This is a genomic window from Mesorhizobium sp. M7A.F.Ca.US.007.01.2.1, assembly GCF_003998165.1.
Taxonomy (GTDB): domain Bacteria; phylum Pseudomonadota; class Alphaproteobacteria; order Rhizobiales; family Rhizobiaceae; genus Mesorhizobium; species Mesorhizobium ciceri.
The window spans coordinates 1-12308 of sequence record NZ_RZQP01000093.1 but is presented as its reverse complement, the minus strand read 5'-3'; the positions used below and the strand labels follow the sequence as shown (position 1 = coordinate 12308).

Here is a 12308-nt window from a genome sequence, read left to right as displayed (position 1 = left end):
TTTGGAAGAAATCCACCCCCCGCCAGTGAAATTGCATTGATGTCCAAGCTGCGTCCGGCCGCCACAAAAATGTGCGATTGGCCGGAGATAGCGTTGCCGGGCAAGGCGGTTATGGTTTATGGCTGCTGCCGTCGATTAGTGCATGTCGTTCAAAAGTGGGGACCAGTTTTGAAACAATGGCATGCAACTGGCATTGAAATAGCGCCGAAAGGGCGAGATCCAATCATGTTCTTCAAGCGAGTTGGTCAATTGAAAGCACCGCAGAGGGCCGTTTTCCTGGCGCTTTCAGTAGTTGTTCCATCGCTCTTCCTGTCGGCCTGCATGTCGTCGGAGAAAGATATCGACCTGTCGACCTATGTCGACCAGACCGAACCGGCCGATGTTCTCTACAATCAGGGCCTTGCCAATCTCAATGCCGGACGCCTGCAGGAGGCGAGCCGCAAGTTCGACGCCGTCGACCGCCAGCACCCCTATTCGGAATGGGCTCGCAAATCGATGGTGATGGGCGCTTTCGCCGATTATCGCCAGGGCAATTACGACGAGGCGATCGGCTCGGCCAAGCGCTACCTCACGCTCTATCCATCGACCGATGACGCCGCCTATGCGCAGTACATCATCGGCTTGAGCTATTACCGCCAGATCAAGGACGTGACGCAGGACCAGAAGGAAGCGCGCCAAACCGTTCAGACAATGCAGGATCTGGTGACGCGCTGGCCGACATCGGAATATGTCGACGACGCCAAGGAAAAGATCCGCTTCGCCAACGATCAGTTGGCCGGCAAGGAAATGCAGATCGGCCGCTACTATCTCGAGCGCCGGGAATACATCGCCGCCGTCAAGCGCTTCCGCACCGTGGTCGAGAATTATTCCAACACGCGCCATGTCGAGGAGGCGCTCGCCCGCCTGACCGAAAGCTATTACGCGATGGGTCTGACTTCGGAGGCGCAGACGGCCGCCGCCGTGCTCGGCACCAACTATCCCGACAGCTCGTGGTACAAGGATTCCTACAAGCTGTTGCAAAGCAATGGGCTTGCACCGCGCGAAAATGCCGGATCGTGGATATCCAAGGCCGGGAAATTGATCACCGGGGCTTGACCCCCCAAGCAGACGTCGCGGGCTTCGCCAACGCGCCGTCTGCCTGATTTCGTTGTTTGTCGCAGGTTCTTGTCGCAAAACCGCGGAACACTTTTGCGGAACCTGCTTGGAGCATCGGATCGAAGCGTACGCAGCGCTTTTTTCGGATTGATCCGGTGCTCAAACAAAAAGATAGTGCGCCGCTGCGACTGCAAATGGTCGCGTGCCGTCCTAGATTCGGGTTCTGATGCTCTCCAGACTGTCGATCCGCGATATCGTCCTGATCGAGAAGCTGGATATCGACTTCCAGCCGGGTCTTTCGGTGCTGACCGGCGAAACCGGTGCCGGCAAGTCCATCCTGCTCGATGCCCTGTCGCTGGCGCTTGGTGCGCGCGGTGACGCGTCGCTGGTGCGCCATGGCGCGGCGCAAGGCCAGGTTATCGCCGTCTTCGACGTGCCGCGCAATCATCCGGCCCGTGCGCTGCTAGCCGACAATGCCATCGAGGATGACGGCGACATCATCCTGCGCCGCCTTCAGACCGCGGACGGCCGTACCCGTGTCTTCGTCAACGATCAGCCTTCGAGCGTCACCTTGATGCGCGATGTCGGGCGCGCGTTGGTCGAGATCCACGGCCAGCACGATGAACGTGCTCTGGTCGATCCCGGCGCTCACCGCGAGGTGCTCGATGCTTTCGGCGGCCATCTCGGCGCCGTTCGCTCGACTGGCGAGGCATGGCGGCACTGGCGCGCCTGCGAGCAGGAGTTGTCGCGCCACCGCGCCAAGGTGGCGGCGGCCGCGCGCGAGGCCGACTATCTGCGCGCGGCGGTGGCGGAATTGAGCAAGCTCGATCCGCAGCCGGGTGAGGAGACGGATCTCGCCGAACTGCGGGCGTCGATGATGCGGGCCGAGAAGATCGCTTCCGAAATCCATGATGCGCAGGATGTGCTGTCCGGCCCGTCCTCGCCCTTGCCGCAACTGGCCAGCCTGCTGCGGCGGCTGCAGCGCAAGGTGACCGAGGCGCCCGGCCTGCTCGACGACGTCGTCAAGTCGCTCGACGAGGCGATGTTGTCGCTTGACGCGGCGCAATCGGGGGTCGAGGCCGCACTGCGCGCCACCGAATATGATCCGCAGCGGTTGGAGAAGGCGGAGGAGCGGCTGTTTTCGCTGCGCGCGGCCTCGCGCAAGCACAGCGTCGCCGTCGACGATCTGGCGCAGCTTCGCGACACGATGTCGGCCGATCTTGCCGATCTCGATGCCGGCGAGGAGCGCTTGCACGGGCTGGAAAAGCAGGCCGCCGCGGCACGCGAGACCTACGACATTGCCGCCGCGCAGCTGTCCTCGCTTCGTCATGCGGCGGCGGTCGGCCTGACCAAGGCGGTCATGGCGGAACTGCCGGCCCTGAAGCTCGAACGCGCGGCCTTCATCGTGGAAATGAAGAGCGAGGCCGAGAGCCGCATGGAAGAGGGCATCGACCAGATCGAATTCTGGGTGCGCACCAATCCAGGCACGCGGCCCGGGCCGATGATGAAAGTGGCGTCCGGCGGCGAACTTTCGCGCTTCCTTCTGGCGTTGAAGGTCGCGCTGGCCGACCGCGGCTCGGCGCCGACGCTGGTTTTCGATGAAATCGATACTGGGGTGGGCGGCGCTGTCGCCGACGCGATCGGCCAGCGGCTGGCGCGGCTGTCGAAGCGCGTCCAGGTGCTCTCGGTGACGCATGCGCCACAGGTCGCGGCACGCGCGGCGACGCATTTCCTGATCTCCAAATCCGGCACCACCGACCGTGTCGCCACCGGCATTGCCGAGATGGACCGGCCGGCGCGGCAGGAAGAGATCGCGCGCATGCTGGCCGGCGCCACCATCACCGACGAGGCGCGCGCCGCCGCCGAGCGATTGCTGCGTGAAAACACCACGGCGGCATAAGAACAACGCGTGTCAGGGATCGAGTCAGGATATGGCTCCATCCTGCTGTTCAGGAATGATTTTCCCAAAATCCTGATCTATTGTGGCGGGCCACCGTCCGGGGAAGGAAAGCATGGCTGAAAAACCTGTCGATTCGCTCAGTGAGAGCGAGGCCGAAGCCGAGCTGAAGCGGCTGGCGGAAGAGATCGCCGAGCACGACCGGCGCTATCATACCGAAGACGCGCCTGTTATCAGCGACGCGGAATATGATGCGCTGGCGCGGCGCAACCTTGCCATCGAGGAGCGCTTTCCAGCGCTGGTGCGCGAGGATTCGCCATCGCTCAGGGTTGGTGCGGCACCCGCGGAAGGCTTTACCAAGGTGCGCCACGCGGTGCCGATGCTCAGCCTTGCCAAGGCCTATACCGACGATGATGTCACGGATTTCATCGAACGCGGGCGGCGGTTCTTCGATCGCGACAAGGAACTCGACATTGCGTTCACGGCCGAACCGAAGATCGACGGGCTATCGGCTTCGCTGCGTTACGAAAACGGTGTGTTCGTGCAGGGCGCAACGCGTGGCAACGGCGCCGTCGGCGAAGACATCACCGCCAATTTGAAGACCATCGCCGACATCCCTGCAAAGCTGAAAGGCTCGGGCTGGCCCGAAACCATCGAGATCCGCGGCGAGGTCTACATGACCTATGCGGAATTCGAGGCGCTGAAGCAGCGCTCGGCCGCCGTCGGCGGCCAGGACTACGTCAATCCGCGCAACACGGCGGCCGGGTCGCTGCGCCAGAAGGATCCATCCGTCACCGCCAGCCGCAACCTCAAATTCTTCGCCTATGCCTGGGGTTACACGACAGCGGATCCGGCTCCGACCCAGTATGATTCGGTGCAGAAATTCGCCGAGTGGGGATTCAAGATCAGTCCGCTGATGGTGCGGGCGAAATCGGCCGAGGAGTTGATCGCGCATTATCATCGGATCGAGGAGCAGCGCTCGGCGCTCGGCTACGATATCGACGGCGTCGTCTACAAGGTCGACCAGCTGGAGTTGCAGCGCCGCTGGGGCTTCGTCACCGGCGAACCGCGCTGGGCGATCGCGCATAAATTTCCGGCCGAACAGGCGATGACGACCGTGCAGAAGATCGACATCCAGGTCGGCCGTACCGGTACGCTGGCGCCGGTCGCGCGGCTGGCGCCGGTCACGGTCGGCGGCGTCGTGGTCGAGAACGTCACGCTGCACAATGAGGATTACATCAAGGGCCTGGACTCGACCGGCCAGCCGATCCGCGACGGCATCGACGTGCGCATCGGCGATACGGTCGTGATCCAGCGGGCAGGCGATGTCATTCCGCAGATCGTCAGCGTCGTCATCGACAAGCGGCCGGCCGATGCCGTGCCGTACGAATTCCCGCACACCTGTCCGATATGCGGCTCGCCGGCGACGCGCGAGATCAACGAGAAGACCGGCAAGGAGGATTCCCGCCGCCGCTGCACCGGCGAGCTGATCTGCCCGGCGCAGGCGGTGGAAGGATTGCGCCACTTCGTGTCGCGCGGTGCCCTGGACATCGAAGGCCTCGGCGCGGAGAACATAGACACGTTCTTCAACGCGGGATTGATCAGGACCGCCGCCGATATCTTCACGCTCAGGGATCGCCGTCCGGCTGTCACCAGGGCGCTGGCGGAACGGCGCGAGGAACAGGCGAGGCAGCGCGAGGCCGCATCGGGCAAGACGCGCAAGAACGTGCGCAGCGTCGAGGACCGCAATTATGAGGGCCTCGACAAGCTGTTCGCGGCCATCGACTCACGCCGCGAGCCGGAACTCGACCGTTTCATCTTCGCGCTCGGCATCCGCCATATCGGCGAAACGACGGCGGCTGTGCTTGCCCGCACCTTCTCGACCATCGAGGAACTGATCCGCGTGGGTAAGGAAACAGCGGCAGCGGAGGATCCGCATAGTGTCTTCCCGTCGGTCAACGGCATTGGCGACACGGTGATCGATGCGCTTCGCGACTTCTTCGGCAATGAGCGCAATGACGACGTGCTTGATGCGTTGCTCCGCCAAGTCAAGCCGAAGCCGTATATCGTCAACGTCTCGGCCGACAGCGAGGTCGCGGGCAAGACTGTCGTGTTCACCGGCTCGCTGGAAAAGATGACACGCTCCGAGGCCAAGGCGATGGCGGAGCGCCTCGGCGCCAAGGTCGCGGGCTCGGTTTCGGCGAAGACGGATCTGGTGGTCGCCGGGCCGGGTGCCGGCTCCAAGCTCAAGCTCGCCAGCGAACTCGGCATCGAGGTCATCGACGAAGATGCCTGGCTGGCGCGGATCGGCAAGGCCTGATGGACGGCGCATTCAAAGGGTTCGGCCCAAAAGCCATTCCGTTCCTCAAGGCGCTGGATTTCCACCAGAGCCGAGAGTGGTTTTTGGAGAACCGTGACCTGTTCGAACAGGAATTGCGCGATCCGCTCAGTGATCTCGTCGACACGCTGACCGAGCGCTTCGCAAAGGCGGGTCTCGGCCTGCGCGGCGACCGCAAGAAGTCGCTGTTCCGAATCAACCGCGACGTGCGCTTCGCCAAGGACAAGCGGCCTTACAACAGGCATTTGTCTGCCATCCTGTCGCCCGACGGCACCAAGATGGAGCAGGGCGTGTTCTACGTCCATGTCGGGCTTGAGCGCTGCTTCGCCGACATTGCCTGGTGGCAGCCGGAGCCGGCGCTGCTGCTGGCGATGCGCAAAGCCATCGCGACGAAGCCGGACAGGTTTCGCGCCCTGGTGGCGGCGTTGAAGAAGAACCGGCTTGAACTCGAGACCGAAGGCCGTATGAAGCGTACGCCACGCGGCTTCGAGGAAATCAGCGATCCCGACCTTGTCGCCGCCATCCGCAACCGGCATTTTGTCGTCCAGCATGTTATCGATCCCGCGGGAATCCATACGGCTGATCTGGTCGACGAGCTCGTCGATTTCACCTTGCGCGCCAAGCCGCTGCTCGACTGGGGCAGGGCGATCGAGGGCAAGATCCTGAAGGAATAAGCGTCTAACTCAGCCGATCCAGCGATCATTTCCGCTGATCGTTTGGCTCAAGCGAATTCGTGTGACACGGCAAGCCGCGCCACCTACATACCGCGCTTCCCTTGTTGTTGTGCATGTCGTTATCCCCCTTTTGGGCGACATGCATCAGGAGTGGTTGATGGCGACGGACGTAATTTCCGAGAGCGGCGACAGAAGCGATTTCTGGCAAGGCGTGCGGCTGTCGATGCCTGTGGTGGTGGCCTCGGCGCCGTTTGCGGTGCTGTTCGGCGCGCTCGCCGTGGACAATGGCTTCTCGGTCCTGGAAGCCTTTCTGATGAGTGCGCTGGTCTATGGCGGCGCCAGCCAGATGGTCGGCATCCAGCTGTTCGGCCAGCATGTGGCGCCGTGGCTGATCGTGCTGTCGATCTTCGCCGTCAATTTCCGCCACGTGCTCTATTCCGCCGGCATCGGCCGGCGCATCGCGCACTGGCCTGTCATCCAGCAGGTACTAGGCTATTTCATCCTCACCGATCCGCAATTCGCGGTGGCCGAGGCGAGGGCGCAATCCGGCCAGACGGTCGGCTTTGCCTGGTATCTGGGACTTGGCTTGCCTGTCTATCTGTTCTGGATCGTCGAAAGCGCGCTTGGTGCGCTGTTCGGCAAGCTGATCCCCGACACGCACGCGCTGGGCATCGATTTCCTGCTGCCGATCTATTTCCTCGGTCTCGTGCTGGGCTTCCGCAAGCGGCCTCTGTGGCTGCCGGTGGTCATTGCCAGCGCTGCCGCCTCCATCATCGCCTACAAGACCGTGGGCTCGCCCTGGCATGTCTCGATTGGCGCTGTTGCCGGTGTGCTGCTGGCGGTCATCCTGCCTCCCCACCATAGCGGCGTAAAGGCACGGCCATGAGCACGACCTTCTGGATCATTATCGCCGGCGCAATCGCGACCTATCTGACGCGCATCGGCGGGCACCTGGTGATATCGCGCTTCGATACCATCCATCCCCGCGTCGAGGCCGGCCTCAATGCCGTGCCGGCGGCGGTGCTGACGACGCTGGTAGCGCCCGAGCTGTTGAACGCCGGCCCGGCGGAATGGGCCGCACTGGTGGTCACCGCCGTGGTTTCGCTGCGCGGTGGGTTGATGGCGATGTTTTTGGCGGGCGCGGCGGTATTGATCGTGGCGCGGCAGTTCGTCGGGTAGGGCGTATCGATATTCAGGTGATGACGGCCTGCAAACGGCGGCTTCCTGCGCTTCCCAGTTCTACCGCATTGCGGTAGAACTGAGCTCCGTACCCAAAAGTACGCTCCGCTCCGGTTCACGGAACCCATCGTTTTCGGCTCGTCCTGACCTGAATCCCGACACGCCCTCGGCGCCTCAGAAAATCAAATCTTCGCGTCGTGCGGCAGCGGCGCGGTGGCCTTCTCCAGCCAGGCCAGCGTTTCGCCGTCGAGCATCGGGCCGATCTCGGCCAGCACGCGCGCGTGGTACGAGTCCAGCCAATGCAGCTCGTCACGCGTCAGAAGGTCCGACTGCACCAGCCTGGTATCGATCGGCGCCAGCGTCAGCGTCTCGAAGCCGTGCATGGCGATGTCGCCGCCCTCGATCTCTTGCGCCGGCGTCACCAGGATCAGGTTCTCGATGCGGATGCCGTAGGAGCCTTCCTTGTAGTAGCCGGGCTCGTTGGACAGCATCATGCCTTCTAGCAGCTTTTCGGTGCCGGTGCGGGCGATACGCTGCGGCCCTTCATGCACGGCCAGATACGAGCCGACGCCATGGCCGGTGCCGTGGGCGAAGTCGCAGCCGTGCTTCCACAGCGCCATGCGCGCGACGGCATCGATCTCGGAGCCGCGCGTGCCGGCGGGAAAGCGCAAGGTGGAAATGCCGATCATGCCTTTCAGCACCAGGGTGAAGCGTTCGCGCATCTCCTGCGTCGGCTGGCCGATCGGCACGGTGCGGGTGATGTCGGTGGTGCCGTCCTGATACTGCGCGCCGGAATCGAGCAGGAACAGCTCGCCGGCCTGCAGCTTGCGGCTGGTGGCGCGCGACACGCGGTAATGCATGATGGCGCCGTTCGGGCCGGCGCCCGAAATGGTGTCGAAGGAGACGTCGCGCAGCGGCATCTGGGTTTCCTCGCCGGTCCGCCGGCGCTGTTCCTCCAGCCTGGTGACGACAGCGATCTCGTCGAGCGAGCCGGGTTTTTGCCGCTCCAGCCAGCACAGCAATTTCGCCACGGCCGCACCGTCACGGCGATGCGCGGCGCGCGAGCCGTTGATCTCGGCCTGGTTCTTGGTGGCGCGCGGGATTCGGGCAGGATCTGCTGCTGCAATGACGGCGCCGCCATTGTCCTCGACCAGCATGCGCAGCCGGTCAGCCGCCAGCACCGGGTCGAGCGCGATTTTCGCGCCACTCTTGGCAAGCGCTGTGATCGCGGCTTCGAATTCGCCGGGCTCATGCGGCTCGGCGAGCTGGGTGAGGTAGGCGGCGACCTGGCGCGAGAATTTGCGCTTATCCATGAAAAGCTGGTGCGACCTATCGGCGGCGAGGATGGCGAAGCCGAGCGCCAGCGGCGTGTGCGGCACGTCGCCGCCACGGATGTTGAAGGCCCAGGCGATGGAGGAGGGGTCGGTCAGCACCGCATGGGTGGCGCCGTCCTTGGCGATCGCCGCCGCCAGCCGCGCCAGCTTGTCCTTGGCGAGCTCGCCGGCAAAGCCGATCGGGTGGAGCTCGACGGGAGCCACCGGCGCGTCGGGCTGATCCTTCCAGATGATGTCGATCGGGTTTTTGTCGAGCGGCACCAGTACGGCGCCGTTCTTGTCGACTGAGGCCTGCAGCGCCTTGACCTCGCTGATCGTGTGCAGCCATGGATCGAAGCCGAGCCGTGCGCCCTTGCCAAGATTGTCTTTCAGCCAGACAGCCGGCGGATTGTCGACCAGGCTTTCGATTGAAAAGACGTCGAGATCGACCTCGCTGCGCACCTGCAGCGTGTAGCGCCCGTCGACAAAGACGAAGGCGCGGTCGCGCAGGACGATGGCGACGCCGGCCGAGCCGCTGAAGCCGGTCAGCCATTTCAGCCGCGCCGAACGATCGGCGACATATTCGCCCTGATGCTCGTCGGCACGCGGGACGATGAAGCCGTCCAGCCCGTTAACTTCAAGCCATTGGCGCAGCAGCGCCACGCGCGGTTTGCCGACGGCCGGGTCGCCCGCGGAATCGAAGGTCTGGAACATGGTGGGCCTCCTGCATGTCCGCGCAACCGTAGCGTACGGTCGCGGAAATCGGAATCGATTTCCGGCTGCGCGCAACCTGCTACAGCATCGCCGGACTGACAACTGGGGGAATTTGGTCCAAGCTCGGTCGGTGCCGGTCTAATGCTTCAGGTGGATCGTCACCCAGCCCTCGCGGTGCAAGGTTCTGACATGGCGGAAATTCTGGCCGACATAGGCCGAGATGACCGCGTCCCGCTGGCGCTCGAGGATGCCCGACAGCACGATCGAGCCGCCAAGTGCGATATGATGGGCCATTTGCGGCGCCAGCCGCATCAGCGGCCGCGCCAATATGTTGGCGACGATCAGATCGAAGGGTGCGCGCTTGCCGAAGATCGGATGGTGAAAGCCGGGCGCGGTTGCTGTTTCCACCAGTGCCTTGACGTGGTTGAGCCGCGCATTGGCGGCAGCCACCCGCACCGCCACCGGATCGATGTCGGTGGCCAGCACCGGAATGTGCGCCAGCTTGGCGACGGCGATCGCCAGTACCGCGCTGCCGGTGCCGAGGTCGAGCGCATTGCGCGGGTGTTCGCGCCGGACCACTCTTTCCAGCATTTCCAGGCAGCCGGCGGTGGTGCCGTGATGGCCGGTGCCGAAGGCAAGGCCGGCTTCGATTTCGATGGCGAGTTCGCCGCTGTGGCGTTTCCTGCGGTCATGTGCGCCGTGGACGAAGAAACGTCCGGCACGCACCGGCTTCAACTCTTCCAGCGAATGCGCCACCCAGTCGATGTCGGGCAGGGGCTCGCGCTCGATCGGCTTCGACAGGGAAAGGCCGGCAAGGATGTCCTTCAAGCGGGTCTCGACCGCATCGACGTCGCCATCGGCATAGAGCGACACTTCGTGGATGTCCTTGTCCTCGTCGACCTCCAGCACGGCGATCGGCAGCCCCTCTTCCTCGAAGGCCGCCTCAAGCGCCGCGAAAATGCTGACGGACTCGATCTTTCCGGTGGTGAAGTAAAGGCGCGTCTGGGTCATGAAATGGTAATCAGCCTTTCGCCGCCAGCCGCTTCAGCTTGGCGATGGCCGTATCGGCGCTTTCGCCGTAGGCGATTGTGCCGGCAAAATCGCCCTTGGCGTTGAGCAGCAGCACCGAGGCGGTATGATCCATCGTGTAGTCGCCGTCGCCGGTGTCGACCTTCTTCCAATAGATGCCGAACGACTTGGCCATGGCATGGACCTTGTCCGGAGCGCCCGTGATGCCGACGATGCGGTCGGAGAAATTGCTGACATAGGCGTTCATCACCTCAGGCGTGTCGCGCTCCGGATCGACCGATACGAAATAGGCGTGCAGGTTCTTGCCGTCGTCGCCGAGCGTCTTCAGCCAGCCGGCCAGTTCGAACAGCGTGGTCGGGCAGACCTCGGGGCAATGGGTGAAGCCGAAGAAGACGACGCTGGGCTGGCCCCGGAAGGCGGCTTCGGTGATCGGCGCGCCTTTCTGGTCGACCAGAGTAAAGGCGGCCCCGAATGGCTCGCCGCCATAGTGGCCGCGATACCAGTCGAAGGTCAGCCAGCCGATGCCGGCCGCCATCAGGACGAGAATACCGACCAGGATAGAACGCATCATCAGAAAAGTCCGTCTGCAGAAATCGTCGCGCCGGCTCAATGCCGCGCCTGTGTGACAGTCTTAGCGGTTCGGCCCCGCACAGGCAAAGTGCCGCGTTGCCGCAACCGCTGCGGTGTCGACCTATCTGCTTGCAAAGCCGGGCCGCTCGCCCCACCTGTGACCGGCAACTCGAACCGCAGGAGGGTCCCTTGCAACGACTGATTGGGCACGGACTGATTGGGCGAAGACTGATCGGCGGTGCCTTGGCCGCGTGCGTTGTTCTAGGTGCCGGGGCCGCCGTGGCCGATGAAGTCGGCAAGGTCGGCGTCGACTGGCTCGGCAACGACATCATCGTCGAGGCGATCAAGGACCCCAAGGTGGAGGGCGTGACCTGCCATGTCTCCTATTTCGATCGCGGCATCATCGATCGCCTGCACAAGGGCAACTGGTTCGAGGATCCGTCCGATTCCTCGATCTCCTGCCGCCAGACCGGCCCGATCACCATCGGCGACATCGACATGAGCGAGGGCGGCGAGGAAGTGTTCAAGCAAGGCATCAGCCTGATCTGGAAGAAGCAGGTGGTGAACCGCATCTACGACAAGGCCAACGAGACGCTGATCTATCTCTCGCATTCGCGCCAGGTGCAGAACGGCTCGGCGAAAATGTCGGTCACCACCGTGCCGCTCTACGGCCAGAACGTGGTGTGGAGCAAAGGCAAGCCGCAATAGGCGATTCAGTTCCTTCCCGGGCGCACGATTGGCCCCGCTTGCGGGACCAATCGCCTGGGCGAATCCTTGCCGGGAAACGATCTGACGGACGATTGGCCCCGCTTGCGGGACCAATCGCCTAGGGGTAAAGCCGCCGGCATGGACCGTTCCGAAGATCTCGTCCCGAAAGACCCCGAGCCACGCATCCATCCGACCGCGGAGTTGAAGGCGTGCAAGCTTGGGCGTTATGCCTCGATCGGCGAGCGGGTGGTGCTTCGCGAGGTCACCGTCGGCGACTTCTCCTATTTCGAACGCCATTCGGAAGCGATCTACACGACGATCGGCAAATTCTGCTCGATCGCCGCCAACAGCCGCATCAATGCGCTGGAGCATCCCATAGAGCGGCTGACCCAGCACAAGCTCAGCTACCGGCCGAACGAGTATTTTCGCTGGCTGGGCGTCGATGCCGCCTTCCGCGAACGGCGGCAGGCGAAAGCCGTGACCATCGGCCATGATGTCTGGATCGGCCACGGCGCGGTGATCATGCCCGGGGTCACCATCGGCAATGGCGCGGTGGTCGGCGCCAACGCAGTGGTGACGCGTGATGTGCCGCCCTACGCGATCGTCGCCGGCGTGCCGGCGAAGGCTCTCCGGCCACGCTTCGCTCCGGATATCGCGGCGCGGATCGAAGCTCTCGCCTGGTGGAACTGGCCGGTCGAAAAGCTCGCCAGAGCGGTTCCCGACATGCAGGCAATGCCGATCGAAGCATTCCTCGATCGTTGGGAAAACGACGCCGTCTGACCAGCTCAAGA

The 12308-nt window shown here is 63.6% G+C and carries 11 protein-coding genes; 8 read left to right on the top strand and 3 right to left on the bottom strand.

Translation table 11 applies throughout. The features are described 5' to 3' along the window. The first annotated feature begins 225 nt into the window (after positions 1 to 225). The 6 genes from EN949_RS18025 (at position 226) to EN949_RS18000 (ending at position 7183) form a co-directional block, all read left to right on the top strand. Positions 226 to 1095, top strand: a complete 870-nt coding sequence (locus EN949_RS18025) for an outer membrane protein assembly factor BamD (RefSeq protein WP_063168306.1) — start codon at positions 226 to 228, stop codon at positions 1093 to 1095. A gap of 226 nt (positions 1096 to 1321) precedes the next feature. Continuing rightward, on the top strand, positions 1322 to 2995 hold the full coding sequence (gene recN / locus EN949_RS18020; protein WP_064993818.1) for a DNA repair protein RecN: 1674 nt from the start codon (positions 1322 to 1324) through the stop codon (positions 2993 to 2995). A 112-nt stretch (positions 2996 to 3107) separates the two neighbouring features. Further along, positions 3108 to 5312: an NAD-dependent DNA ligase LigA gene (gene ligA, locus EN949_RS18015; protein WP_127371107.1), complete on the top strand. Its 2205-nt coding sequence runs from the start codon at positions 3108 to 3110 to the stop codon at positions 5310 to 5312. Beyond that, positions 5312 to 6004, top strand: coding sequence for a TIGR02453 family protein (locus EN949_RS18010; protein WP_013530968.1), 693 nt, complete (start codon positions 5312 to 5314; stop codon positions 6002 to 6004). The genes ligA and EN949_RS18010 overlap by 1 nt, the downstream gene beginning before the upstream one ends. A gap of 157 nt (positions 6005 to 6161) precedes the next feature. After that, positions 6162 to 6890, top strand: a complete 729-nt coding sequence (locus tag EN949_RS18005) for an AzlC family ABC transporter permease (RefSeq protein ID WP_013530969.1) — start codon at positions 6162 to 6164, stop codon at positions 6888 to 6890. Continuing rightward, complete coding sequence (locus EN949_RS18000) at positions 6887 to 7183, top strand: AzlD family protein (protein ID WP_013530970.1); 297 nt, start codon at positions 6887 to 6889, stop codon at positions 7181 to 7183. The genes EN949_RS18005 and EN949_RS18000 overlap by 4 nt, the downstream gene beginning before the upstream one ends. 182 nt (positions 7184 to 7365) lie before the next feature. Here the strand turns inward: EN949_RS18000 and EN949_RS17995 are convergent, their stop codons facing one another. The 3 genes from EN949_RS17995 to EN949_RS17985 all read right to left on the bottom strand — a co-directional run bounded on the left by EN949_RS17995 (position 7366) and on the right by EN949_RS17985 (position 10810). Continuing rightward, positions 7366 to 9210 carry an aminopeptidase P family protein gene (locus tag EN949_RS17995; RefSeq protein WP_063172482.1) on the bottom strand — a complete coding sequence of 615 codons (1845 nt, stop codon included), beginning with the start codon at positions 9208 to 9210 and terminating at the stop codon, positions 7366 to 7368. Between the two features lie 138 nt (positions 9211 to 9348). Next, entirely contained in the window at positions 9349 to 10221 is an 873-nt protein-coding gene (locus tag EN949_RS17990) for a 50S ribosomal protein L11 methyltransferase (RefSeq protein ID WP_013530972.1), read from the bottom strand. A gap of 10 nt (positions 10222 to 10231) precedes the next feature. Further along, positions 10232 to 10810, bottom strand: a complete 579-nt coding sequence (locus tag EN949_RS17985; protein WP_013530973.1) for an SCO family protein — start codon at positions 10808 to 10810, stop codon at positions 10232 to 10234. A gap of 188 nt (positions 10811 to 10998) precedes the next feature. Here EN949_RS17985 and EN949_RS17980 point away from each other — a divergent pair, with 188 nt between their 5' ends. Both EN949_RS17980 and EN949_RS17975 read left to right on the top strand, forming a co-directional pair. Then, positions 10999 to 11517, top strand: coding sequence for a CreA family protein (locus EN949_RS17980; RefSeq protein ID WP_024501452.1), 519 nt, complete (start codon positions 10999 to 11001; stop codon positions 11515 to 11517). Positions 11518 to 11655: 138 nt separating this feature from the next. Beyond that, on the top strand, positions 11656 to 12297 hold the full coding sequence (locus EN949_RS17975) for a DapH/DapD/GlmU-related protein (protein ID WP_063168299.1): 642 nt from the start codon (positions 11656 to 11658) through the stop codon (positions 12295 to 12297). Positions 12298 to 12308 lie beyond the last annotated feature (11 nt).

Bases quoted from the DNA above. Each gene is read 5' to 3' on its own strand.
- EN949_RS18025 (WP_063168306.1), top strand. From the start codon at position 226: ATGTTCTTCAAGCGAGTTGGTCAATTGAAAGCACCGCAGAGGGCCGTT.
- recN (WP_064993818.1), top strand. From the start codon at position 1,322: ATGCTCTCCAGACTGTCGATCCGCGATATCGTCCTGATCGAGAAGCTG.
- ligA (WP_127371107.1), top strand. From the start codon at position 3,108: ATGGCTGAAAAACCTGTCGATTCGCTCAGTGAGAGCGAGGCCGAAGCC.
- EN949_RS18010 (WP_013530968.1), top strand. From the start codon at position 5,312: ATGGACGGCGCATTCAAAGGGTTCGGCCCAAAAGCCATTCCGTTCCTC.
- EN949_RS18005 (WP_013530969.1), top strand. From the start codon at position 6,162: ATGGCGACGGACGTAATTTCCGAGAGCGGCGACAGAAGCGATTTCTGG.
- EN949_RS18000 (WP_013530970.1), top strand. From the start codon at position 6,887: ATGAGCACGACCTTCTGGATCATTATCGCCGGCGCAATCGCGACCTAT.
- EN949_RS17995 (WP_063172482.1), bottom strand. From the start codon at position 9,210: ATGTTCCAGACCTTCGATTCCGCGGGCGACCCGGCCGTCGGCAAACCG.
- EN949_RS17990 (WP_013530972.1), bottom strand. From the start codon at position 10,221: ATGACCCAGACGCGCCTTTACTTCACCACCGGAAAGATCGAGTCCGTC.
- EN949_RS17985 (WP_013530973.1), bottom strand. From the start codon at position 10,810: ATGATGCGTTCTATCCTGGTCGGTATTCTCGTCCTGATGGCGGCCGGC.
- EN949_RS17975 (WP_063168299.1), top strand. From the start codon at position 11,656: ATGGACCGTTCCGAAGATCTCGTCCCGAAAGACCCCGAGCCACGCATC.